The organism is Streptomyces sp. NPDC001709 (genome assembly GCF_053596375.1).
The window spans coordinates 93,367-114,561 of sequence record NZ_JBSFGB010000008.1; the positions used below are offsets into that span (position 1 = coordinate 93,367).

Sequence of the window (21,195 nt, forward strand, 5' to 3'; positions counted from 1 at the left end):
GGTCATCCCACGGGTGCCACGTCGGGGTCCGCGCCCGCCAGGTACTCCTCCGTGATCTCCTTCGCCCCGAACGGCCACACCTTCTCCAGCCGTGCCCAGACGACGAAGGCCACGCAGCCGAGGGCCACCCAGGCCAGGGACCACTCGATGGGATGGCGGCCCGGGGAGCTCTTGTCGGCGTAGCCGTAGATCACGCACCAGCCGATGAACGCAACGATGCCGGGCAGCGGATAGAGCCACATCCGGTACGGACGGCGCAGCGTCGGCTGCCGCTTGCGCACAACGGTCAGCGCCACGATCTGGGCGAGCGCCTGCACGATCACCATGACCGTCGTGAGCAACTGGATCAGGGTCGCGAGGTCGGTGTGGCGGCCGATCAGGAAACCGACGGCGGTGATCACGCCCATCGTCGCCAGGCCCAGCACCGGGAAGCGGTGCTTGGGGTGCAGCCTCTCGTAGGGGCGGAAGAACACGCGGTCGCGGGCGGCGTCGTAGGGGACGCGGGAGCCGCCGAGCAGGCCGGTGAAGACCGAGGCGAAGGCCGTGATCAGGATCAGCACGGTCACCGTGTCGGCGGCGCCCTTGCCCCAGGTCTTCTCCAGCACGGCCGAGGCGACCGAGGTGGAGGCGATGTCGTGCGGGTCGGTCATCCGCCGCCAGTCGATGACACCGAGGGTGCCGATCTGGAGCAGCAGGTAGATCGCCATGATGCCGAGGATGGAGAAGAGGATCGAGCGCGGGAGCGTACGGCCGGGGTCCTTGATCTCGGCACCCATGTAGGCGGTGGTGTTGTAGCCGAGGTAGTCGTAGATGCCGATGGTCAGGCCCGCGGCGAAGCCGAGCCAGAAGCCGTTGCTCGTCAGGTCGAAGGCGCCCGCCGGGTAGGTGAAGGCCAGATGCGGACTGAAGTCGGTGGCCGCGGCGACGATCACCAGGAGCACCGAGGCGATCATCACGGTCCACATCACGGCGGTGATCCGGGCGATGTGCTCGATGCCGCGCCAGAGCAGGATCACGACCAGGGCGATGATGCCGAGGCCTGTCAGATCGCCGGTGGTCTGCCCGAGATCCGGGGCCAGATAGCCCAGGTACTGCACGAAGCCGACCACGCCGGTGGACATGATCAGCGGGATGAAGAGCATCGCCGTCCACACGAACAGGAACGGCATCAGCCGGCCCGTGCGGTACTGGAAGGCCTGGCGCAGATAGACGTAACTGCCGCCGGAGCCGGGCATCGAGGCGCCCAGCTCGGCCCAGACCAGCCCGTCGCAGAGCGCGAGGACGGCGCCCGCGACGAAGCCGATGACCGCCTGCGGACCGCCGAACGCGGTGACCATCAGCGGGATCGTGACGAACGGGCCGATGCCGCACATCTGGCTCATGTTGATGGCCGTGGCCTGGAACAGGCCGACACGGCGGACGAAACCACCCTGGGGCGGCGGACTACCGGACATGGGGACTCCTGACGCCACGGGCGCTTCGACGGCGCCCGGCGGGCTGACTGGCCGATAAAGTTAAGGAGCCTTACTAGAGGCGTCAAGTATGCGCCCCGCATACACGAGAATGGTCCGATGGCCGTCACCGACGTCGAAGAGCAGCAGGAGCAGCCCTGGAGCCGCCGGCGGCTGCGCAGCACCAACGAGCGGCTGCTGCTGGACCGGCTGCGCACCCTCGGCGCCGCGTCGCGCGCCCAACTGGCCCGGGACACCGGCCTGTCCAAGCCGACGGTCTCCAGCGCGCTGGCCTCCCTGGAGACGGCCGGCCTGGTGCACGAGGTCGGCACCCAGGCCCCGGAGCGCGGGCGCACCGCGGTGCTCTACGCCCCCGACCCGGCCGCCGGGTACGCGCTCGGCGTGGACATCGGGCGCGGCTGGCTACGGGTGGCAGTGGTCGACCTGGACGGCACGGTCGTCGCCCGGGCCGACGTACGCAACCGGGCCCGCGCCTCCGCCGCGCTGGCCGACCTGGTCGTGAGCACCGCGCGCCAGGTGATCGCGGGCTCGGGCGTCGACCCGGCCGAGGTGGTGCACGGGGTGGTCGGCACGCCGGGCGTCTACGACGAGAAGCGGCGGCGGGTGCGGTACGCGATGCATCTGCCGGGCTGGGGGCGCGCGGGGCTCGTCGACCGGATGCGCGAGGAGTTGGGCGTACCGCTGGAGGTGCACAACGACGCCAATCTCGCCGCGCTCGGCGAGTACACCTACGGCGTCGGCACCGGCAGCCGGCTGTTCGCGTACATCCTGATCGGCACGGGCCTCGGCATGGGCGTCGTCAGCGAGGGGCGGCTGTTCACGGGGGCGCACGGGCTGGCCGGCGAGATCGGGTTCCTGCCCTGGCCGGGGCGGCAGAAGCCGGAGCGGCTGGAGGACGCGGTGTCCGGGGTCGCCGTCGTGGAGGCCGCCCGGGAGTTCGGGATGAGCGGGCAGCTGACGGCGAAGGCGGTCTTCGACGCGGCCCGGCAGGGCAACGCGGCCGCACTGCGGGCGGTGGAGCTGGAGGGCGAGCGGATCGCGCACACCGTGGCGGCGGCCGCCGCGGTGCTCGACCCGGACCTGGTGGTGCTCGGCGGCGGCCTCGGCCACAGCGTCGACCTGCTGCTACGGCCCGTCCAGGAGCACGTACGCGCCCTCACCCCGCTGCGCCCGCGGATCGCGCCGAGCCGGCTCGGCGAGGACGCGGTCCTGCTCGGCGCGGTGGCGACGGCGCTGGACACGGCCCGGGACGTGGTGTTCGAGCGCAGGGCGGCCGGAAACTGACGGGGCGCAGGACACGGGCGGCTGCGGTCATTGACACGGTCTTTGCGGCGGCCTAGCTTGAAGCGGGTTAGTAAAGTTTCCTAACTTTACAAGTCCGGAGCTCTGCCATGCCCCCTCGCCCCGCCCTGGGACGCCGGTGCGCCGTCGCCGCGCTGGTCCTCGGCCTGCTCGGCTCGCTGACCAGTGGCGCCTGGGCCGGCGCCCGGCATCCGGCCCCGCCACAGGGGAACACCCCGACCACCCATGTGCCCTCCGCGGCCGGAACCGGTACCGCGCTCGACGGTTACGCCATCCAGTCCTCCGCGAAGGAGAGCGACTCACCGGCGGACGTCTCCTCCCCCGGCTATCCGGCGCGGGGCTGGTATCCGGCGGGCCCCCGCTCGACTGTCCTGGCCGCGCTGCTCGCCGACGGCCGGTACGCCGACCCGTTCTTCTCCACCAACCAGCGGAAGATCCCGGCGGCCGACTTCCAGGTCCCCTGGTGGTACCGCTCCGACTTCACCGTCGAGGACACCACGCGGCGGACCTACCTCGACTTCAGCGGGGTGATCTCGGCGGCCGACGTCTTTGTGAACGGCCGTCAGGTGGCGCAGGCCGCGGATGTCACCGGCGCCTATACGCACCACGAGCTGGACATCACCTCGCTGGTCAGGTCCGGCACCAACTCGGTCGCCTTCCGTGTCCGGCCCAATGATCCGGGCAAGGACCTCACCATGGGGTGGATCGACTGGCTCCAGCCGCCGCCCGACCGGAACATGGGCATCGTCCGGGACGTCCTGGTGCGCAGGGGCGGCCCGGTGGCGCTGCGCGACGCGCATGTCATCACCAAGCTCGCGGTGCCCTCGCTCGCTTCCGCCGACCTGACGGTGAACGCGCAGGCCCGCAACGACACGGACAGCGCGGTCACCGCCGAGGTCACCGGACGCATCGGTGAGACGAGCTTCACCCGGCAGGTCACACTCGCCGCCCACGAGACGAAGACCGTCACCTTCTCCCCCGCCGCCACCCCGGGCCTGCGCCTGGCCTCGCCGAAGGTGTGGTGGCCGGCCGGGATGGGCGGGCAGCCGCTCTACGGCCTCGATCTCACCGCGTCGGTCGCCGCTGCGACGTCCGACACCGCGCACGAGACCTTCGGCATCCGCGACGTCCAGGCACCCCTCGGCCCGGACAGCGCACGCCAGTACCGGATCAACGGCCGCAAGCTGCTGATCAAGGGCGGTGGCTGGTCCCCGGACGAGTTCCTGCGCTGGGACGGCCGTTACGTCGAGGACCGGCTGAAGTACGCCGTCGACCTCGGCCTGAACACGATCCGCCTGGAAGGGCACCTGGAGCCGGACGAGTTCTTCGACCTGGCCGACCGGTACGGCATCCTCACGCTGCCCGGCTGGGAGTGCTGCGACAAGTGGGAGGGCAACGTCAACGGCGCCGACGAGCCCGGCGAGCCGTGGACGGACGCCGACTATCCGGTGGCCGGCGCGTCCATGGCCGCCGAGGCAGCCCGGCTGCGGGACCACCCGAGCGTGATCTCCTTCCTGATCGGCAGCGACTTCGCGCCCGATGCGAAGATCGAGAAGACCTATCTGGACGCCCTGGAGGCCGCCGACTGGCAGGCTCCGGTGGTCTCCGCCGCCTCGGACAAGTCCTCGCCACGGCTGGGCCGTTCGGGCATGAAGATGACCGGCCCGTACGACTGGGTGCCGCCCGGCTACTGGTACGCCAAACGCGAGGGCGGGGCCACCGGCTTCAACTCCGAGACCAGCGCGGGCCCGAGCATCCCCACCCTCGACACCCTGCGCCGCATGCTGACCCCGGCGGAACTGGACACCCTCTGGACGGACCCGGCGGCCAGGCAGTACCACCGCTCGCCGTCCTCGGTCTTCGGCACACTCAAGATCTACGACGCCGCCCTCACCGGCCGCTACGGCGCCCCCACCAGCCTCACCGACTATGTACGCAAGGCGCAGCTGGCCCAGTACGAGAACGTCCGCGCCCAGTTCGAGGCCTACGACCGCAACGCCACGGACGCGTCGAAACCCTCGACCGGGGTGATCCACTGGATGTTCAACAGCGGCTGGACGTCCCTGCACTGGCAGCTGACGGACCGATACCTCGACCAGGGCGGTGCCTACTTCGGCGCGAAGAAGGCGAACGAACCACTGCACGTCCAGTACTCGTACGACGACCGCTCCGTGGTCGTCGTCAACCACCGGGACGCCTCCGCGACCGGACTCACCGCACGGGCCACGCTGTTCAACCCCGACGGCACACAGAGGTACGACAAGACCGTGACCGGGCTGGCGGTGAGCGGCGACGGGGCGCACGCCACGGCCCTCACCCTGCCGTCCGCGGTGAGCGGACTGTCGGCCACCCATCTGCTCCGCCTGGTGCTGACGGACGCGGACGGCAAGGAGGTGAGCCGGAACGTGTACTGGCTCTCCACCCGGCCCGACACGCTCGACTGGTCCGGGACCACCTGGTACTACACGCCGACGACCAGCTACGCCGATCTCAAGGGGCTCGCCTCGATGGCACGGGTTCCGGTGTCGGCGACGGCGGCCACGCAGTCGTCGGACGGCACGTCGACCACGACGGTCACCCTGCGCACCACCGGGGGCGGGCGGACCCCGGCGCTGCTGGCGGACGTCCACCTCGTGGACGCACGGGGGAAGCCGGTGCTGCCGGTGCGCTGGTCGGACAACGAGGTGAGCCTGTGGCCGGGCGAGTCGGTGACGCTGACCGCGACCTACCGGACGGCCGATCTGCACGGCTCGGCGCCGGGTGTGCGGGTCTCCGGCTGGAACACGCCGGAGCGGACGGTGCCGGCGGCCTGAGCCGTGCGTGGGGCCCGGCACAAGGCCGGGCCCCGGTTCACCCCGGTTCGTCAGGCGACGTTGAGCGCGGTGTCGTCCACGACGAACGACGTCTGGTACTGGGAGCCCTCGGTACCGGTGAACTTCAGCGTGACGGTCTGCCCGGCGTAGCCGCTGAGATTGAAGCTGCGCTGGGTGTAGCCGGAGGCCGCGTTGAGGTTCGAGTAGGTGGCCAGGGTGCCCAGGACCGTGCCCGAGCTGCCCAGCACCTGCACCTTGAGGGTGTCGTAGGCCGTGCTGGTCGAGGTCTCGGCCGTGTCGACGTGCAGATAGAAGCTGAGCGTCGCCGTCGAGCAGCCGGACGGGATGGTCACCGCCTGGGACAGGGTGTCGGTGGTGGCGGTGCCGTAGCCGTCGAGCCAGGCGTAGTACGAGCCCGAACGAGCCGACTCGCCGGTCGAGTTGGTGATGACCCCGCTGGACGCGCTCCAGGTGCTGTTGCCGGATTCGAAGCCGTTGTTGCCGAGGAGCTGGGCGGCGGTGCAGGTGCCGGTGCCGCCTCCTCCTCCGCCGCCGCCGCTGGTACCCGAACCTGCCAGCCAGGCGGTCGCGTTGAGGGCGAGGGCGGCGTCGGTGGCGCTGGAGTCGTTCCAGCCGTCGTAGAGGGTGTTGCCGGCCTGACCGGTGCCGTCGTCGATCGGGGAGCTGTCGCCCCAGAAGGCGACGCGGCCGCTACCGAAGGTGCTGGTCAGGAAGAACGCGCCGGTGTTCCCGGAGTAACCGGTGCGGTACAGCAGGCCCTTGACGGACGAGTTGTCGGCGGGCTTGAGGGTGGCGGTGGTGCCGTTGGCGATGAGGCTCTTGGTGACGGTGCCGAAGGAGCCGTGCAGTACCGGGTCGGTGCTGTCGCTGATCGCCGCCGGGTGGTCGGAGCCGATGTTCAGCGAGTCGATGGAGAAGCCGAACGGGTCGGTGGAGTCGACGCTGTTGTTCGTCATCAGGTCGTTCAGGATCTGGACCGCGTCGTAGCCGTCGTTGTTGCGGTCGGCTCCGGTGTGGTCGGAGATCATGAACAGACCGCCGCCGTTCTTCACGAAGTTCATGATCGCCGTCTTCTCGGCGCTCGTGAACAGCGTGTTGGGTTCCGGCAGGACCAGTGTGTCGAAGTTCGACAGGTCGGTCGACGACGAGCCGCCGTAGCTGAGGCTGGAGCCCGACGGCAGCGTCTTCAGGCTGTAGTCGCCGGTCTTCTGCAGCGCCACGCCCCAGGAGGACAGGGCGCCCGTCCAGTCGGTCTCGGCGGACGGGGAGGAGTCCTGGCCGAGCGGGTCGGGCTGGCTGGTGGAGATGATCCAGTCGGCGTTCCCGGCCGTCTCGGCGTGGGCGTTGTCGAACAGGATGCGGTGCGTGGTCGCCGCGTGGGCGGCGGTGCCACTGCCGACCTGGACGGCGGCTCCGGTGAGGAGCAGCCCGAAACCGGCCAGGGCGGTGGTGAGTCTGTGACGGGATCTCCTGGATCCGAGCATCCGGCGAACCTCCATGAGGGGTGGGGAGAGGCGGTGCGGGCGCCAAGTCTGCGCGCGTAGAGCCCGCTTGAGGGTTCTACACGCGTCGATTGGTTGAAAGGTACATGGCATGAAGGTCCGGTGAACAGAGAGGCGTGGCAACAAGCGGTGCGGACTGGCTCCGCTTACAGCGGGCAGATGGTTGAGCGGGAGGCACGACAAAAAGGGGTGGACATGCATATCTCGGGCATCATCAGTGCCATCTTCATCGGGCTCATCATCGGCGTCCTGGGGCGCCTGGTCGTCCCCGGACGACAGCACATCGGCATCCTGTGGACCATCGTCGTCGGCATCGTGGCCGCGCTGCTGGGCACGGCCCTCGCCGCCGGGTTCGGGGTCGCGGACACCAAGGGGCCCGACTGGATCGAGTGGTTCATCCAGATCGCCCTGGCCGCGGTGGGCATCGCGGCACTGGACCGCGCCCGGGTCCGCCGCTGACGTCGGGTCAGCTCCCGTACAGATAAGGGGTCGTAGTGCTCAGCGCGTGGAAGCCGAGGCGTTCCAGGATCGGACGGCTCATGGGCGAGGCGTCGACCTGGAGATAGGGGTGGCCGTGGGCGGCGGCGACGCGGGCCCGGTGGGCGACCAGGGCGCGATAGACGCCCCGGCCCCGCCAGGCCTCGACGGTGCCGCCGCCCCACAGCCCGGCGAACGGGGTGCCGGGCACCAGCTCCATCCGGGCGGCGCTGACGGGCTCGTCGCCGGCGAGCGCGACCACGGCGACGACCGTGCCGGGGTCGGTGGCCAGTCGGGCGAGCAGCCGGTGCCGCAGCCGGGTGCCCTCGGTGCCGAAGGCCTTCTCGTGGACGTCCACGACCAGGTCGACCCCGGCCGGGTCGGTGGCCCGCACGAGCCGGATGCCCCCGGGGAGTTCGGCGTCCACGGCGATCCGGTCGGTCTCGCCGATCAGCAGCGTCTCCTCGGGCTCGGCCCGGAACCCGGCGGCGGTGAGCCGGGCGCCGAGATCCTCGGGCCGGTCGTGGCCGTAGACCTTCCACTCGAAGTCGAGGCCGAGACCGGTGAAGCGGCCGATCTGCTCGTGGATCGCCCCGTCCGCGCTCGCCGGGTCCAGATGCGACCAGAGCACGCCGTTCCAGCCCTGCGCGTCCGCGACCTGGCGCACCACCGCGCCGGCCCGTTCGATCCGGGCACCCGGGCCGTCGGGAGTCGCGTTCTCGCGCATGTCACGGTCGTAGAGGGCGAGCACCGCCGAGTGGTCCATACCCCCAACCCGACCATGCGGGCCCGATCCGGGCAACGGCATTAGCGCTCACCGGCCTCGCCCGAAGGGGCGCGGGGAACTGCGCGATCAGCCACGACGGCGCCGCGGACGCCCGGCGGCACATCGCGGTACTCCCGCGGAGCGCTTTGCGCGCGGCGGCCACCGTCTGCACCTCCGGCGAAGCACTGCCCGATGTGCGCGGCGGCGCGCGCCTGGGTGCGATTCGGCCGCGTCGGCGCCACGCTCCCGAGGATCAGCCGAGTTCCAGGGTGGTGACCCCGAATACACGGTGCTGTGCGTGTTCGCGTACCGGGCCGGTGTACATGCGGGCGGTTTCGAACGAGGCCCGGAACCCGGCCGCTTCGGCGAGTGCGACGCCGGCCGTGTTCGGCTCGGGCACGTCGATGGCGACCTCGCGTCCGGCGATGTCGGCCGTGAGGGCGGCGAACAGGGCGCGGGCGTCGTCGGCGGTGTCCGCGAAGAGGGGGCCGATGCGCAGGGTGTCGTGGCCGGGGCGGAGCACGCCGTAGCCGGTGAGGCGGGTGCCGTCGTGGCGGACGAAGGCCCGGTGGCCGGGGCCGGTGAGCCACTCGGCGAGGAAGCGCGGACGGTCGGCGGGGTAGCAGGCGCTGTCGTAGGCGGTGATCGCGGCGAGGTCGGCGGGCCCGGCCGGACGGACGTCCGCGGGCGCCTCGCTGCGCGGAGCCGTCCCCGTGAACCGGATGGTGCGGTAGGCGAGTTCGAACCCGGACTGGCGGTAGTTGTCCTGCTGGGCGACGACGCCGTCCAGACCCACGGTGCGGTCGCCGGCGTGGGCGAGGGCGGTCTTCCAGGTGGTGAGGCCGTGGCCGTGGCCGCGCAGGTCGGGGCGGACGAGATAGCAGCCGAGGAAGGCGTAGTCCGGCCCGTAGTTCACCACGGAGATGGCCGACACCGGCTCCCCGTCGATACGGCCGAGGAAGAACCCCTCGGGATCCTGCGCGAAGAACGCGGGCCCGTCGGACAGTCCGGGATTCCAGCCCTCCGCCGCCGCCCATCCGGCGATCACCGGCCAGTCGGCGAGGGTGGCCTGGGTGAAGACGAGGTCGTGGGGGGCCGCAGGGGTCATCGGTGCGCTCCATCTCCGTCGGGACCGGACTGCCGTCCCGCATCCTTCCGGATCAACGGGGGCCGCGCCACGGGGAGATCAGCCGTTGCACCCGGCACCGCCCGGCCACCGGTCAGGGCGCGCGACAGGGGACGCAGCGTCGCGAGGTCGCCACCTGGTACGTCAACTGGACCTGGGGGAAGGAGGATCCGGCGGGCGTGCTGCGCCCCGTGGGACTGCTGCCCATCACGCTCTTCGGCGCCTTCGTCACCACCAGGTAGAGGAGGTGGAAGCAGGTCCCCTCCAGGAATCCGCCCGTGTACACCACGACGGTCCAGCGTGCCCGGCGCGGCAGCGTCCGCCATCGGTCCCGTATGCCGTCCGTCACCGGATCAACGTACTGCACCGTGCGGCACCGACTGGTCCTGCCCGCACGAGGCCCCACCGGGCCGGCGTCCGGTGGGGCTTTCGGCGGGGGGTGGGTCAGCGGGTGCCGTCGGGGCGGAAGCGGCGGTAGAGGGCCGTGCCCGTGAGGAGGAGGGCGGCGCTGCCGGCGACGACAGGGGCGGTGATGTCCATGCCGGTGTGGGCCAGCGCGGCGGTCGTCCACTGCGCCGTCGGCTGTGGCGTGTGGGAACGGTGCTTCACCGGGTGCTTCGGGGCCGGGCCGTGCGGGTGATGGGTGCGGGGCCGGCCGCCGGGGCCGTTGACCGATCGGTTGCCCTCGGCCGGGTTGCCCACCCCGACGACGTTGACGCTGTTGCCGCTGACGTTCACCGGCACGTCGACGGGGAGCTGGACCCCGTTGCCGGAGAGCACGCCGGGCGAGTCCTGCGCGGCACCGTGCGCCGAGGCCCCGCCGGACGCCGACGAACCGGCCCTGCCGACGCTCCGGTTCGTGCACGCGTTGCCGGCGGCCGGATTGAGCAGCCCGATGACGTTCACGGTGTTGCCGCACACGTTCACCGGCACGTGCACCGGGAGCTGGATGCCATTGCCGGAGATCAGCCCGGGCGAGCCGGCCGAGGAGCCGTCGGCGGAGGCGCCGGCGGCCGCGAAGGCGGCGGACACCGGAAGTGCCACGGCCATCGCACCGGAGGCGGCGACGACGGCGATCACACCGTTACGGGTAGCCCGTCTCATAGGTTCCTGCCTTCCAGACTTCGTCGCGGGCGCTCACCCGCATCTCATAAAACGCAGGCGAACCGTCAGAGTTATGGCTTATCGGTCTTTCACCCCGTCGAGCGACAGTGTTATCGAACTGCATGTAAAGCGTCTCAATGATCGCCAAGAGGCATGGAGGGCGCGAAGGGTACGGCACCGGACGCCGTCCCGCCCGCCCGGAGGCGGGCCGTCCGGGGCCCGCTTATGGTGATCCGAAGGGCGCCGTCCCCGGTCCGCGACAGGCGTCCCGGGAGGCGATCAATGCTGGTCAAGCTGTCCACACGGCCCGTCGTGCGGCGCTGCGCGGGTACCGGAGCCCTGGCCCTGGCGCTGCTCGGTACCCGGCTGCCCGCGGCCACGGCCGACCAGCCGCAGCCCGACCTGTCCCGCTTCTACCGGCAGAAGGTGACCTGGGCCGCCTGCAAGGGCCCGGACATGCCGAAGGACCTCCAGTGCGGGAAGGTCACCGTCCCGCTCGACTACGCCCGGCCCCGCGCGGGCACGCTCGACGTGGCCCTGGCCCGCTACCAGGGCACCGGGAAGAAGCAGGGCTCGGTGCTGCTGAACTTCGGCGGGCCAGGCGCTGCGGGGATCCCTGAACTGGCCGCCGACGGTGCCGAGTTCATGGACCTCACCAACGGCTACGACGTGGTCACCTTCGACCCGCGCGGCGTCGGCCGGTCCTCCCCCGTCAGCTGCGGCGAGGGCGGCGACGAGGCCTCGGCCGCGACGGCCGACAACGCCGACCTCAGCCATCCCGAGGCACTGCTCGCGCAGCTGCGGAAGGCCGCCGCCGAGTGCGCCCGGCACTCCGGCCCCGTGCTGGCCCACATCGGCACCGTGAACGCCTCCCGTGACCTGGACGTCATCCGCCAGGCCCTCGGCGACAACAAGCTCAACTACCTCGGTTTCTCCTACGGGACGCGGCTCGGCGCGGTGTACGCGGCACAGTTCCCGCACAAGGTCGGCCGGATCGCCCTCGACGGCGTGGACACCCTGACCGAGCCGCTGTCCGAGCAGGGGGTGGCCGGCGCCGAGGGGCAGCAGACCGCGCTGGACGATTTCCTGGACTGGTGTACGACGGACGTCGCCTGTCCGTTCGGCCAGGACCGGCGTGCGGCCGGGAACCAGGTGGTCCGGCTGGTGCACTCGCTCGACGAGAACCCGGCCCCGACGGACTTCGGCGGCACGTTCACCGGGCAGGACCTGGTGGGCGCCATCGGGCAGGCCCTCTACAGCAAGCAGTTGTGGCCGTCGCTGGAGCGCGCCCTGGCCTCGCTGGTCCAGGACGGTGACACGCGGGGCGTGCTGAACTTCGCGACCGGGGGCGCCGCGGTGCCCGGTGGCGGGCAGCGCAAGAACGGCGCTCTGGTCGATCCGCAGGACGTCCCGGCGGACAACCTGACGGCCGCGCTGATGGCGATCGACTGCGCCGACGACCCCGACCGGCCCGACGCCGCCCAGCTCACCAAGGACCTCAAGAACCTGCAGGCCGCCTACGAGCAGGCCTCGCCGGTCTTCGGCCGCTACCGGCTCACCCAGTTCCTGATGTGCTACGGCTGGCCCAAGGGCACCGACTTCATCCGCGACCGGGTGAAGGACGTCCACACGGCGAAGATGCTGCTCGTGGGCACGCGTGGCGACCCGGCCACGCCGTACCGGTGGACCGTGGAGACGGCCGCGCGGCTCGGCCCGTCGGCCGTGGTGCTCGACAACAAGAGTGAGGGCCACACCGGGTACACCACGTCCAAGTGCGTGCACCGGAAGACCGACGACTTCCTGCTCTACGGCTCCCTGCCGCCGAGCGGCAGCTCCTGCCCGGCGAACGGCGAGGACTGGAGCGGCACCCTGAACCCCACGAACGGATGACAGCGACGGCGCAACCGGGGAGCGGGCGCGAATCCGGCACAACCTCCCGGTCCTCCCGGCCGTCACACTCGACGGGCGCGCTTCGGCCGCCGCATCCCGTACGAGACCGCGACAGGGGGAACCACCATGCGCATCCGCGCCGCCATCGCCGTACCCGCCGCCTCGGCCGCCACGGCGGTCCTGCTGCTGACCGCGCCGCAGAGCCAGGCCGCCACGCCCCACGCCCGGCCCGTCCGCTGCCCCGAGAAGTCGCTGACGGTCCGGGCGAAGGCCGCGGCCGGCGATCGGACCGTGGTGCGCGTCCGCATCACCAACCGCGACGCGCGTGCGTGCGTCGTCGACCGGGTGCCCACGGTGACGTTCGGGAACCTGGACGGCGCCGCGCTGCCGACGCCCCAGGGCGGCACCGGCAGCTACCGGCTCGCGCCGGGCCGGACCGCCTACGCCGACGTCCGGACCATCGACGACCCGGCGGACCCCGAGGCCCGCCGGGTGGACACCCTGACCGTGGCCGCCTCGGCCGCGCACTGGGGCCGCACCTTCACCGCCGCGCACCTCGGCACCGGGAAGCACGTCCTGGTGTGGGAGCCGGTGGTGACGTGGTGGCAGCCCACGGCGGCGGCCGCGGACCGGGCCATCGGCCTCAGCTGAGGATCACCTCCGGGGCGTACACCTCCAGCCAGCGCGCGAGGTCCAGGGCGCGTTCCAGGCCGCGCCGTTCCGCCTGGGTGCTGACCGGCGCCTCGCGTTCGGCGGCCGTGCGGAGCCGGTCCCGGTCGACGAGATCGAAGACCTGGTGGGAGGGGCGGGCGAGCAGGTCCTTGGCCTGCTCCTGGAGGGCGCGGGCGTAGCGGGGGTCCTGCGTGGACGGGTACGGGCTCTTGACCCGCTCGTACACCGAGCGCGGCAGGACGTCCGCGGCCGCCTCGCGCAGCAGGCTCTTCTCCCGGCCGTCGAAGGACTTCAGCGCCCAGGGGGCGTTGTAGACGTACTCGACCAGCCGGTGGTCGCAGAACGGCACCCGGACCTCCAGGCCGACGGCCATGCTCATGCGGTCCTTGCGGTCGAGCAGGGCGCGCACGAAGCGGGTGAGGTGCAGATGGCTCATCCGCCGCATCCGGTACTCGAAGTCGCTCTCGCCGTCCAGCCGGTCGATGCCGGCGACGGCGGTGCGGTAGCCGTCGGCGACGTAACCGTCCAGGTCCAGTGACTTGGTGAGGTCGGCGCGCAGCACGTCGGAGTCCTCGCCGAAGTGCCGCGCGAAACTGGCCAGCCAGGGGAAGGTCTCGGCGCGGCGCGCCTCCTCGTCGAAGAACTGCAGGTAGCCGCCGAAGACCTCGTCGGCGGACTCGCCGGACAGGGCCACCGTGGACTTCTCACGAATGGCACGAAAGAGCAGCAGCAGCGAGGTGTCCATGTCGCCGAAGCCGGCCGGCAGGTCGCGGGCGCGGATCACCAGCTCGCGCACGGCCGGGTCGGCGAGGGACTGCGCGTCGAGCACGATGTCCTGGTGGTCGGTGCCCGCGAGCTCGGCCACGTCGTGCACGAAGGGCGTGTCGGGGGTGCCGCGCAGTTCGTCGGCGACGAAGTTGTCGGTCTGGCCGACGAAGTCGACGGCGAAGCTGCGCACCTGCTCGCCCTGCTCGGCGAGTTGCCGGGTGGCGATCGCGGTCATCGCCGAGGAGTCGAGGCCGCCGGAGAGCAGGGTGCAGCGCGGGACGTCGGCGACCAGTTGGCGGCGCACGATGTCGTCGAGCAGCGAGCGCACGGTGGCGATGGTGGTGTCGCGGTCGTCGGTGTGCGGACGGGTGCGCAGGCGCCAGTAGACGCGGGTGGACAGGCCCGAGCGGTCGACGGTGACGACCGTGCCGGGTTCCACCTCGCGCATGCCGTCCCAGATCGCATGGCCGGGCGTCTTGATCAGCACGAGCAGTTCCCGCAAGCCGTCCAGGGTGACCCGGCGGCGGGCCAGCGGGTTGGCGAGGATCGCCTTGGGCTCGGAGCCGAACAGGACGCCGTCGGAGGTGGGGTAGAAGTAGAACGGCTTGATGCCCATGCGGTCGCGGATCATCACGAGCTTGTCCTGCCGGCCGTCCCACACGGCGAACGCGTACATCCCGTTGAGCCGTTCGGCGACCGCGTCACCCCATTCGAGGTAGCCGTGCAGGACGACCTCGGTGTCGGAGTCGGTGCTGAACCAGTGGCCGCGGCCCTCCAGTTCCCGGCGCAGTTCCGTGAAGTTGTACGCCTCGCCGGAGTACACCATGGCGACGGTTCCCTCCGGGGTCGCCACGGACATCGGCTGGCGGCCGCCGGGGAGGTCGATGATCGCGAGCCGGCGGTGGCCGAGGGCGGCCGGGCCCTCGGCCCAGGTGCCGCGGTCGTCCGGGCCGCGGCAGGCCATCGTCTCGGTCATCGCATGCAATGTGGTGGCCTCTGTGGTCAGGTCACGGTCGAAGGAGACCCATCCGGTGATGCCGCACATGCGCTGCCTCCTGCCTCCGGCTCGCGTCGAGAGCAAACCAGTTGTATCGAGCACCTATATGACGAGCCTCCGTCAGGTGTTCGAGACCGTCAACGCGGCCGTAACACGAACGGCACACACTCCCCCTCGATTTCGGCCGCGTTTTGCCTTCGCGAAATCCCCCGACCGCAAGACCTCCGGGCCGGCAGCGCAGGGAACCGGCCATGGGTAAAAACTTGACCAACCGGCTCGCGCGTTACTCCTTCACGGCCAGGAACGAGTCGAGCGCCTCGGTCAGCTCGGCCGGCTTCTCCAGCGGCAGCTCATGGCCCGCGTCGAGGATGCGGACGACCGCGTCCGGATAGGCCTTGGCCATCCGGAGCATCTGCCGCACCGGCAACTGGACGTCGTGGTAGCCGTGCACCATCAGGGTGGGCGTGCGGATCTCGCCGGCCCGGTCGAGGACGTCGAAGGCACGCATCGCGCCGTACAGCGTCATCACGACCTCGCGCGGGGTCGCGGCGGAGGCACGGATCTGGGCGCGGATCTCCTCGCGCGGGTAACCGGGCGCGAAGGCGCGCTGGATGTTGGCGGCGACGAACAGCCGGTACGGCACCAGCGTGGAGGCGGCCATGAGCAGGCCCCGGCCGCGGTTGTACGTCATCCGGCCGATGGAGCCCACCAGTACCATCCGCTCCACCCGCTCGGGGTGGGTCAGGGCGATGGTCTGCGCGATCATCCCGCCCATCGAGTGGCCGACCAGCACGAACCGCTCGGCCTCCAGGTGGTCGAGGAGGGCGAGGACGTCCTTGGCCAGCTCCGCGATGGTACGCACCCCGGCCCCGGTGCTCTCCCCGTGTCCGCGCAGGTCCAGCCGGATCACCCGGCGTCTTTCGGAGAAGTGCGCGACCTGGTGGTCCCAGCGGTGCCGGTTCGCGGTCCAGCCGTGGACGAACACCAGGGGCACCTCCCGTGCGTCACGGGGACCCTCGTCGTCGTACGTCAGGGCCGCTCCGTCGACTTCGAGCTGCGGCATTCAGGCCTCCTGGGGTGGTCCGCGGTCCGGTTACTGGCCGGTACGGTAGCCGTCGGAGGGGCACCGCGTCACTGTTGTCCACCGGGGGGATGCGCGGCTGCCCAGCACCCGGTCCACGAGGGCCTCCGCTCCGGTTTACCCCGAATGCCGTACCTGTGAATCGGACCTATCGTGCTGTCATGGAGCACGCACTGAGTCCCGCGACCCTCGCCGAACTGCGGCGGCCGCGTCCGTATCCGGCGGTGTCCGTGCTGACCCCGACGCACCGCCGCGAACCCGAGAACGGCCAGGATCCCGTCCGGCTGCGCAATGTGGTCACCGAGGCGCGCAAGCGCCTGGAGGCCGACCCCTCCGTCACCCGTGAGCGGCGCAACGACGTCGTGGCACAGCTCGACCGGGCGCTGACGGAAGTGGACCTGGCGCATGCCGAGGAGGGCCTGGTGATCTTCGCCGCACCGGGCGAGCACCAGGTGTGGTCCCTGGCCCGCGCCGTCCCCGAGCGAGTGGTGCTCTCGGACACCTTCCTCACCCGCAACCTGGTCGCCGCACAGGCCGCCGAGCGCCCCTTCTGGGTCCTGTCGGTCTCCGCGGACCGCGTCACCCTGTGGAGCGGCGGCGAGGAACGCGTGGTGGAGGAACACACCGGCGGCTTCCCGCTGGAGCGCAGGCAGGAGAACTTCGACGCCGAGCGCCAGGAGCAGATCGGTGACATGCCGAGCACGTATGCCGACGAGGGCACCCGGCAGTTCCTGCGCGAGGCCGACACCGCGATGAGTACCGTCCTGCGTGAGCAGCCCCGCCGGGTGTACGTCACCGGGGAGCAGGCGGCGCTGTCCCTGCTGGACGAGGTCGGCAGCGTCGCCAAGTCGGCCGTGCACGTGCGGCGCGGGGGCCTCGCCCACGCCGGCGCGGAGGCCGTGTGGCAGGCCCTGCAGCCGGTCCTGGAGGCGGAGGCCCGCGCGGACGCCTCGTCGGTGATCAGGGAACTGACCTCGGCACGCGGGCACAAGACCTTCGCGGCCGGGGTGGACGAGCTGTGGCAGAACGCCCGGGAGGGGCGCGTCCGGCTCCTCGCCGTCGAGGAGAACTACCGCACGACCGTCCGTGACCAGGGCGACCACCTCGTCCCGGCCGAGCCCGGCGACCTGGACGCCCGCGACGACATCGTGGACGAGATCGTGGAGCAGTGCCTGGAGACCGGCGCCGACGTGCGCTTCGTCCCCGACGGCACACTGGGCGACGCGAACGGCATCGCGGGGGTGCTCCGGTACTGAGCCGCCCCACGGCAGCGCTCCCTCCCCGGCGTACGCTACGGCGTGATCGTCGGCGAGAGGGAGCGCGCGCATGGCCGAGCTGCTGGGTGTGGCCGTACTGGGTGCCGGGCACATGGGGGCCGACCACATACGACGGCTCGACCAGGTGGTCAGCGGGGCAAGGGTCGCTGCGGTGGCCGACCCCGATGTCGGGCGGGCCGGGGAAGCGGTGGCCGGCCTCGACGGCGTGACCGTCCACGCGGACCCGGTGGCCGCGCTCGACGCGCCCGGTGTCGCGGCCGTGCTGATCGCCTCCTCCGGCCCCGCGCACGAGGAGGCCCTGCTCGCCGCCTTCGCCCGCGGGCTGCCGGTGCTGTGCGAGAAGCCCATGGTGCCGGACTCCACCGGTGCCCTGCGGGTCGTGGAGGCCGAGGCGAGGCTGGGCCGCCGACTGGCGCAGATCGGCTTCATGCGCCGCTACGACGCCGAGTACCGCCGGCTCAAGGCACTGCTGGACGGCGGCAGCCTCGGCCGGCCGCTGATGCTGCACTGCACCCACCGCAATGTCTCCTCCCCCGGCGACTTCACCAGCGCCATGCTGATCAACAGCTCCGTCTCGCACGAGATCGACGCGGCTCGCTGGCTGCTCGGGCAGGAGCTGACGGCGGTGACGGTGCTGCGTCCCACGTCGTCCGCGGGTGCGCCGGAGGGCCTGCTCGATCCGCAGTTCGTGCTGTTCGAGACCGCACGGGGCGCGCTCGTGGACGTCGAGGTCTTCGTCAACTGCGGCTTCGGTTACCAGGTGCGCTGCGAGGCCGTCTGCGAGAGGGGCAGCGCCCGGATCGGCGACGAGCACACCATGGTGGTCACCACGGCGGGCGGCACCCGCGAGGAGGTGGCGCAGGACTACCTGGTGCGCTTCGCCGACGCCTACGACCGCGAGGTGCAGGCCTGGGTCGATGCCACCCGGCGCGGCGAGGTCACCGGGCCGAGCGCCTGGGACGGGTACGCGGCCTCCGTCGTCGCCGAGGCGGGGGTCCGGGCGCTGGAGACCGGCGGCCGGGTGGCCGTCGCCCTCGCCCCGCGCCCGGACCTGTACGGCCCTGGCGCCGGAGTCAGCCGCTGACGCTCGCGGCGCCCGTCTCCAGGTGCCCGGTGAACCGGCGCGACCAGGTCGCGTCGGAGTCCACTGTCACCGTGAAGTCGTACCAGCCGTCCTGGTAGGCCACGGCGTTGAAGTAGTCCTCCGCCGAGGCGCCCGGGGCGACGGTGTAGGTCCACGGGCCGTCGCCGCGGTAGTGGTGGGAGGTGATGGTGAACTTCACCGACGACGAGCCCGAGTTGGCCATCTTGAAGTAGAGGGCGAGCTTGCCGGTGCCCGGCTCGACCGCGTAACGGGTGCTCACCTCCACCGACTTGCCGGCCTTGGTCGCGTCGCCCTGGAAGCGGCGCAGGAAGCGGTTGGGTCCGACCATGGTCAGGTCGTACTTGCCACCGCCGAAGCCCGTGCCGATGTTGAAGTAGTCGGAGGCGGTGCCGCCGGCGTCGACCGTGTACTGGAAGGGCGTGGTGTCGCGGTAGGCGTTCGGGTGGATGGAGAAGTGGGCCGCGCGGGACGCTGGAGCGCCCTGGTTGGTCATGGTGAACCAGGCGAGGATCTTGCCGGCCGCGCCGAACTCCAGGTGGTCCAGGTAGCCGCCCGGCTGGTACGGCAGGGCGCGGGCCGGGCGGGTGCCGGGCTCCTGGGCGGGAAGGGAGTTGGTGGTCGGCACCGGGTTGGGCAGCGGGCCACAGGTGCCGATGCCGATCACGCTGGTGGCGGGCAGCGAGACCGCGCCGTAGACCGGGTTGGCGAAGTCGAAGACCCCGGTGAGGTCGCCGCTCACCTTGCGCCGCCAGTCACTGATGTTGGCGCACTTGGCGGGCGTGCCGAGGGCGGCCGTCCAGGTCTCCAGGAAGCGCAGCACCGAGGTGTGCTCGAAGACCTCCGAGGAGACCCAGCCGCCGCGGGTCCAGGGCGAGATGACGAGCATCGGGACCCGGAATCCGAAGCCGTAGGGCACCCCGTTGAGGAACTCGCCCGCGGTTCCGGCGGGCGGGGCCGGGGGCGGCACGTGGTCGAAGTAGCCGTCGTTCTCGTCGTAATTGAGGAACAGAACGGTCGAGTCGAAGACGTCCTGGTCGGCGGCGAGGGCCTGGTAGACGAGGTTGACGAAGTGGGCGCCGTCGCCGGGCGGGGCGTAGGGGTGCTCGGAGAAGGCCTGGTTGGGCACGATCCAGGAGACCTGCGGGAGGGTGCCCGCGAGCACGTCGGCCTTGATGGCGGCGGCGATGTCGTCGGGCGTCGAGCCGGTCGCCTTCGGCACCGAGGACATGCCACGGTCGTACAGCGGGTCGCCCGCCTTGGCGTTCGCGAAGTTCTTGAAGTAGGCGCAGCCGTTGTCCCCGTAGTTGTCCGCCGCGTTCTGGTAGACCTTCCAGGTCACCCCGGCGGCCTGCAGCGCCTCGGCGTAGTTCTGCCAGGTCAGGCCCGACTCGTCGCCGCCGTCGTAGCTGGTGGAGTCGACCTTGCCGCTCCACAGAAAGGTGCGGTTGGGGCCGGTGGCGCTGAGGGCGGAGCAGAAGTAGGCGTCGCAGATGGTGTAGTTGTCGGCGAGCGCGTAGTGGAAGGGGATGTCGGAGCGGTCCAGGTAGCCGAGCGAGCGGACGTTGCCGACGCCGGCGACCCAGTTGTCCATGCGGCCCTTGTTCCAGGCGGAGTGCTGCGAGGACCACGAGTGGGGCAGGTCGCCGCTGCACTGGGCGAGGGTCTCGCCGTCCTTGCCGCCGGCGGACGGGGTCGCGCTGAGCTTCCACGGGTACTGGCGGCCCGTCCCGTTGGGCTGGTCGAAGACCGGATAGCCGCCGCCGAGGGTGATGCCGCTGCGGTCGTCGAAGCCGCGCACACCCTTGAGCCGCCCGAAGTAGTGGTCGAAGCTGCGGTTCTCCTGCATGAGGATCACCACGTGCCGCACGTCCTTGATCGTGCCGGTCGCCGTGGCCGCGGCGGCGGTGCGTGTGCCGGCGCCCAGCGCGACACCCGCCGCCATTGATGCGCCCAGGCCCACGAAGCCTCTTCGGCTGATCGGTGTCATTCGCCCCGTCCTCGTCCCGGGAGTGCCCCAGCGGCACACCGCGCGCCAGGGTGCCCGCGGTGGTGGTCGGGGTCCATACCGGTGCGGTGAGGCGGAGGTGAACAGAAGTCAAAGTTGCCCTGGGGTTGCCTCACACCCCGCCGAACAGGGCGCTCAGACCTCGCTCGACCACCCCGGCCACGTCCTCCTGACCGGCCGCCACCACCGCGTAGGTGTGCAGCAGGAAGCGGCGCAGCGCCGACGAGGGGAACTGCAGCAGGGCGAGGCCGTGGGGCGAGTGGAACTCCACGACCGTCCGGGTGCGGCCGTACGGCCATATCTGTACGTCCCCGTGGCCGGCCGGGGCCCGCAGCCCCTGGTCGAGCAGGGAGCGGGCGAAGATCCAGCTGACCTCCTCGCCGTCGAGGGCGGCCTCGGCGGGGAAGTCCACGAAGACGGCCAGCGGGTCGTCCGTGGTGTAGCGCAGGATGGCCGACAGCGGGATCTCCTGGTCGTCGGCGGTGATGAGGCGGGCCTGGGCGGGCTGTTCCACAGTGATGGCATCCATGCCTTAATGGACTCCGCGAAGGCGCCTTACATGACACCAAATCCGGTCAGAGTTCGACGGGTACAAGACGGCCGCGACATGGGGAACACAAGAGCGACGAACATACGAGTGAGGACCGGGCGCGCGCACTTCACATGAGGCAACTCCCGTAGGCCCTCTACGACTTGGACCGCGAGGTGCGTACGTCATTCGTGTGCGGGGATCACTCCGGGAAGACTCTGGCATATGCCGGAAGCACCACCGTATCGTGTGTTGCCAAATCCCTTACGGGGCGTCGCGGGCTGTGCC

General features: G+C 71.3%; 17 protein-coding genes. 7 read left to right on the top strand and 10 right to left on the bottom strand.

Annotated features, from left to right (window positions below):
* Window positions 1–2: 2 nt before the first annotated feature.
* On the bottom strand, window positions 3–1,454 hold the full coding sequence (locus ACWC0C_RS14770) for an APC family permease (protein WP_450864197.1): 1,452 nt from the start codon (window positions 1,452–1,454) through the stop codon (window positions 3–5).
* A gap of 117 nt (window positions 1,455–1,571) precedes the next feature.
* Here ACWC0C_RS14770 and ACWC0C_RS14775 point away from each other — a divergent pair, with 117 nt between their 5' ends.
* Both ACWC0C_RS14775 and ACWC0C_RS14780 read left to right on the top strand, forming a co-directional pair.
* Window positions 1,572–2,756 (top strand): ROK family protein, encoded by a 1,185-nt coding sequence (locus ACWC0C_RS14775; RefSeq protein ID WP_449197079.1) that lies wholly within the window; start codon window positions 1,572–1,574, stop codon window positions 2,754–2,756.
* Window positions 2,757–2,863: 107 nt separating this feature from the next.
* Complete coding sequence (locus tag ACWC0C_RS14780; RefSeq protein WP_450864199.1) at window positions 2,864–5,587, top strand: glycoside hydrolase family 2 protein; 2,724 nt, start codon at window positions 2,864–2,866, stop codon at window positions 5,585–5,587.
* Between the two features lie 50 nt (window positions 5,588–5,637).
* Here ACWC0C_RS14780 and ACWC0C_RS14785 read toward each other — a convergent pair whose 3' ends face one another.
* A complete protein-coding gene (locus ACWC0C_RS14785; RefSeq protein WP_449197081.1) occupies window positions 5,638–7,092 on the bottom strand; it encodes a hydrolase in 1,455 nt (484 codons plus the stop codon).
* 213 nt (window positions 7,093–7,305) lie between these two features.
* On the opposite strand from ACWC0C_RS14785, the gene ACWC0C_RS14790 reads away from it, so the two are divergent.
* Complete coding sequence (locus ACWC0C_RS14790; protein ID WP_450864201.1) at window positions 7,306–7,569, top strand: GlsB/YeaQ/YmgE family stress response membrane protein; 264 nt, start codon at window positions 7,306–7,308, stop codon at window positions 7,567–7,569.
* Window positions 7,570–7,576: 7 nt separating this feature from the next.
* Here ACWC0C_RS14790 and ACWC0C_RS14795 read toward each other — a convergent pair whose 3' ends face one another.
* The 4 genes from ACWC0C_RS14795 to ACWC0C_RS14810 form a co-directional block, all read right to left on the bottom strand.
* Window positions 7,577–8,353, bottom strand: a complete 777-nt coding sequence (locus tag ACWC0C_RS14795) for a GNAT family N-acetyltransferase (RefSeq protein ID WP_450864203.1) — start codon at window positions 8,351–8,353, stop codon at window positions 7,577–7,579.
* 253 nt (window positions 8,354–8,606) lie between these two features.
* The gene (locus ACWC0C_RS14800; RefSeq protein ID WP_450864205.1) at window positions 8,607–9,461 is read right to left on the bottom strand and encodes a GNAT family N-acetyltransferase; all 855 of its coding nucleotides are present in this window, start codon (window positions 9,459–9,461) and stop codon (window positions 8,607–8,609) included.
* A gap of 112 nt (window positions 9,462–9,573) precedes the next feature.
* A complete protein-coding gene (locus ACWC0C_RS14805) occupies window positions 9,574–9,828 on the bottom strand; it encodes a hypothetical protein (RefSeq protein WP_450864206.1) in 255 nt (84 codons plus the stop codon).
* A gap of 95 nt (window positions 9,829–9,923) precedes the next feature.
* On the bottom strand, window positions 9,924–10,583 hold the full coding sequence (locus ACWC0C_RS14810) for a chaplin (RefSeq protein ID WP_450864208.1): 660 nt from the start codon (window positions 10,581–10,583) through the stop codon (window positions 9,924–9,926).
* Between the two features lie 282 nt (window positions 10,584–10,865).
* Here ACWC0C_RS14810 and ACWC0C_RS14815 point away from each other — a divergent pair, with 282 nt between their 5' ends.
* Entirely contained in the window at window positions 10,866–12,473 is a 1,608-nt protein-coding gene (locus ACWC0C_RS14815; protein WP_450864210.1) for an alpha/beta hydrolase, read from the top strand.
* A 126-nt stretch (window positions 12,474–12,599) separates the two neighbouring features.
* On the top strand, window positions 12,600–13,124 hold the full coding sequence (locus ACWC0C_RS14820) for a DUF4232 domain-containing protein (RefSeq protein WP_450864212.1): 525 nt from the start codon (window positions 12,600–12,602) through the stop codon (window positions 13,122–13,124).
* Here ACWC0C_RS14820 and asnB read toward each other — a convergent pair.
* Both asnB and ACWC0C_RS14830 read right to left on the bottom strand, forming a co-directional pair.
* Window positions 13,117–14,958 carry an asparagine synthase (glutamine-hydrolyzing) gene (gene asnB, locus ACWC0C_RS14825; RefSeq protein ID WP_450864214.1) on the bottom strand — a complete coding sequence of 614 codons (1,842 nt, stop codon included), beginning with the start codon at window positions 14,956–14,958 and terminating at the stop codon, window positions 13,117–13,119. The two genes, ACWC0C_RS14820 and asnB, sit on opposite strands and share 8 nt — an antisense overlap.
* Before the next feature lie 235 nt (window positions 14,959–15,193).
* Complete coding sequence (locus ACWC0C_RS14830) at window positions 15,194–15,973, bottom strand: alpha/beta fold hydrolase (protein ID WP_450864216.1); 780 nt, start codon at window positions 15,971–15,973, stop codon at window positions 15,194–15,196.
* 179 nt (window positions 15,974–16,152) lie between these two features.
* Here ACWC0C_RS14830 and ACWC0C_RS14835 point away from each other — a divergent pair, with 179 nt between their 5' ends.
* Window positions 16,153–17,247, top strand: a complete 1,095-nt coding sequence (locus tag ACWC0C_RS14835; protein WP_449197091.1) for a baeRF3 domain-containing protein — start codon at window positions 16,153–16,155, stop codon at window positions 17,245–17,247.
* Between the two features lie 70 nt (window positions 17,248–17,317).
* Window positions 17,318–18,352 carry a Gfo/Idh/MocA family protein gene (locus tag ACWC0C_RS14840; protein ID WP_450864218.1) on the top strand — a complete coding sequence of 345 codons (1,035 nt, stop codon included), beginning with the start codon at window positions 17,318–17,320 and terminating at the stop codon, window positions 18,350–18,352.
* On the opposite strand, the gene ACWC0C_RS14845 is transcribed toward ACWC0C_RS14840, so the two are convergent.
* A complete protein-coding gene (locus ACWC0C_RS14845) occupies window positions 18,342–20,360 on the bottom strand; it encodes a phosphocholine-specific phospholipase C (RefSeq protein WP_450864220.1) in 2,019 nt (672 codons plus the stop codon). The two genes, ACWC0C_RS14840 and ACWC0C_RS14845, sit on opposite strands and share 11 nt — an antisense overlap.
* 130 nt (window positions 20,361–20,490) lie before the next feature.
* On the bottom strand, window positions 20,491–20,907 hold the full coding sequence (locus ACWC0C_RS14850) for an SsgA family sporulation/cell division regulator (RefSeq protein WP_450864222.1): 417 nt from the start codon (window positions 20,905–20,907) through the stop codon (window positions 20,491–20,493).
* Window positions 20,908–21,195 lie beyond the last annotated feature (288 nt).

Excerpts from the sequence above, each read along its gene's own strand:
- ACWC0C_RS14770 (WP_450864197.1), bottom strand. The coding sequence starts at position 1,454 with ATGTCCGGTAGTCCGCCGCCCCAGGGTGGTTTCGTCCGCCGTGTCGGC.
- ACWC0C_RS14775 (WP_449197079.1), top strand. The coding sequence starts at position 1,572 with ATGGCCGTCACCGACGTCGAAGAGCAGCAGGAGCAGCCCTGGAGCCGC.
- ACWC0C_RS14780 (WP_450864199.1), top strand. The coding sequence starts at position 2,864 with ATGCCCCCTCGCCCCGCCCTGGGACGCCGGTGCGCCGTCGCCGCGCTG.
- ACWC0C_RS14785 (WP_449197081.1), bottom strand. The coding sequence starts at position 7,092 with ATGCTCGGATCCAGGAGATCCCGTCACAGACTCACCACCGCCCTGGCC.
- ACWC0C_RS14790 (WP_450864201.1), top strand. The coding sequence starts at position 7,306 with ATGCATATCTCGGGCATCATCAGTGCCATCTTCATCGGGCTCATCATC.
- ACWC0C_RS14795 (WP_450864203.1), bottom strand. The coding sequence starts at position 8,353 with ATGGACCACTCGGCGGTGCTCGCCCTCTACGACCGTGACATGCGCGAG.
- ACWC0C_RS14800 (WP_450864205.1), bottom strand. The coding sequence starts at position 9,461 with ATGACCCCTGCGGCCCCCCACGACCTCGTCTTCACCCAGGCCACCCTC.
- ACWC0C_RS14810 (WP_450864208.1), bottom strand. The coding sequence starts at position 10,583 with ATGAGACGGGCTACCCGTAACGGTGTGATCGCCGTCGTCGCCGCCTCC.
- ACWC0C_RS14815 (WP_450864210.1), top strand. The coding sequence starts at position 10,866 with ATGCTGGTCAAGCTGTCCACACGGCCCGTCGTGCGGCGCTGCGCGGGT.
- ACWC0C_RS14820 (WP_450864212.1), top strand. The coding sequence starts at position 12,600 with ATGCGCATCCGCGCCGCCATCGCCGTACCCGCCGCCTCGGCCGCCACG.
- asnB (WP_450864214.1), bottom strand. The coding sequence starts at position 14,958 with ATGTGCGGCATCACCGGATGGGTCTCCTTCGACCGTGACCTGACCACA.
- ACWC0C_RS14830 (WP_450864216.1), bottom strand. The coding sequence starts at position 15,973 with ATGCCGCAGCTCGAAGTCGACGGAGCGGCCCTGACGTACGACGACGAG.
- ACWC0C_RS14835 (WP_449197091.1), top strand. The coding sequence starts at position 16,153 with ATGGAGCACGCACTGAGTCCCGCGACCCTCGCCGAACTGCGGCGGCCG.
- ACWC0C_RS14840 (WP_450864218.1), top strand. The coding sequence starts at position 17,318 with ATGGCCGAGCTGCTGGGTGTGGCCGTACTGGGTGCCGGGCACATGGGG.
- ACWC0C_RS14845 (WP_450864220.1), bottom strand. The coding sequence starts at position 20,360 with ATGACACCGATCAGCCGAAGAGGCTTCGTGGGCCTGGGCGCATCAATG.
- ACWC0C_RS14850 (WP_450864222.1), bottom strand. The coding sequence starts at position 20,907 with ATGGATGCCATCACTGTGGAACAGCCCGCCCAGGCCCGCCTCATCACC.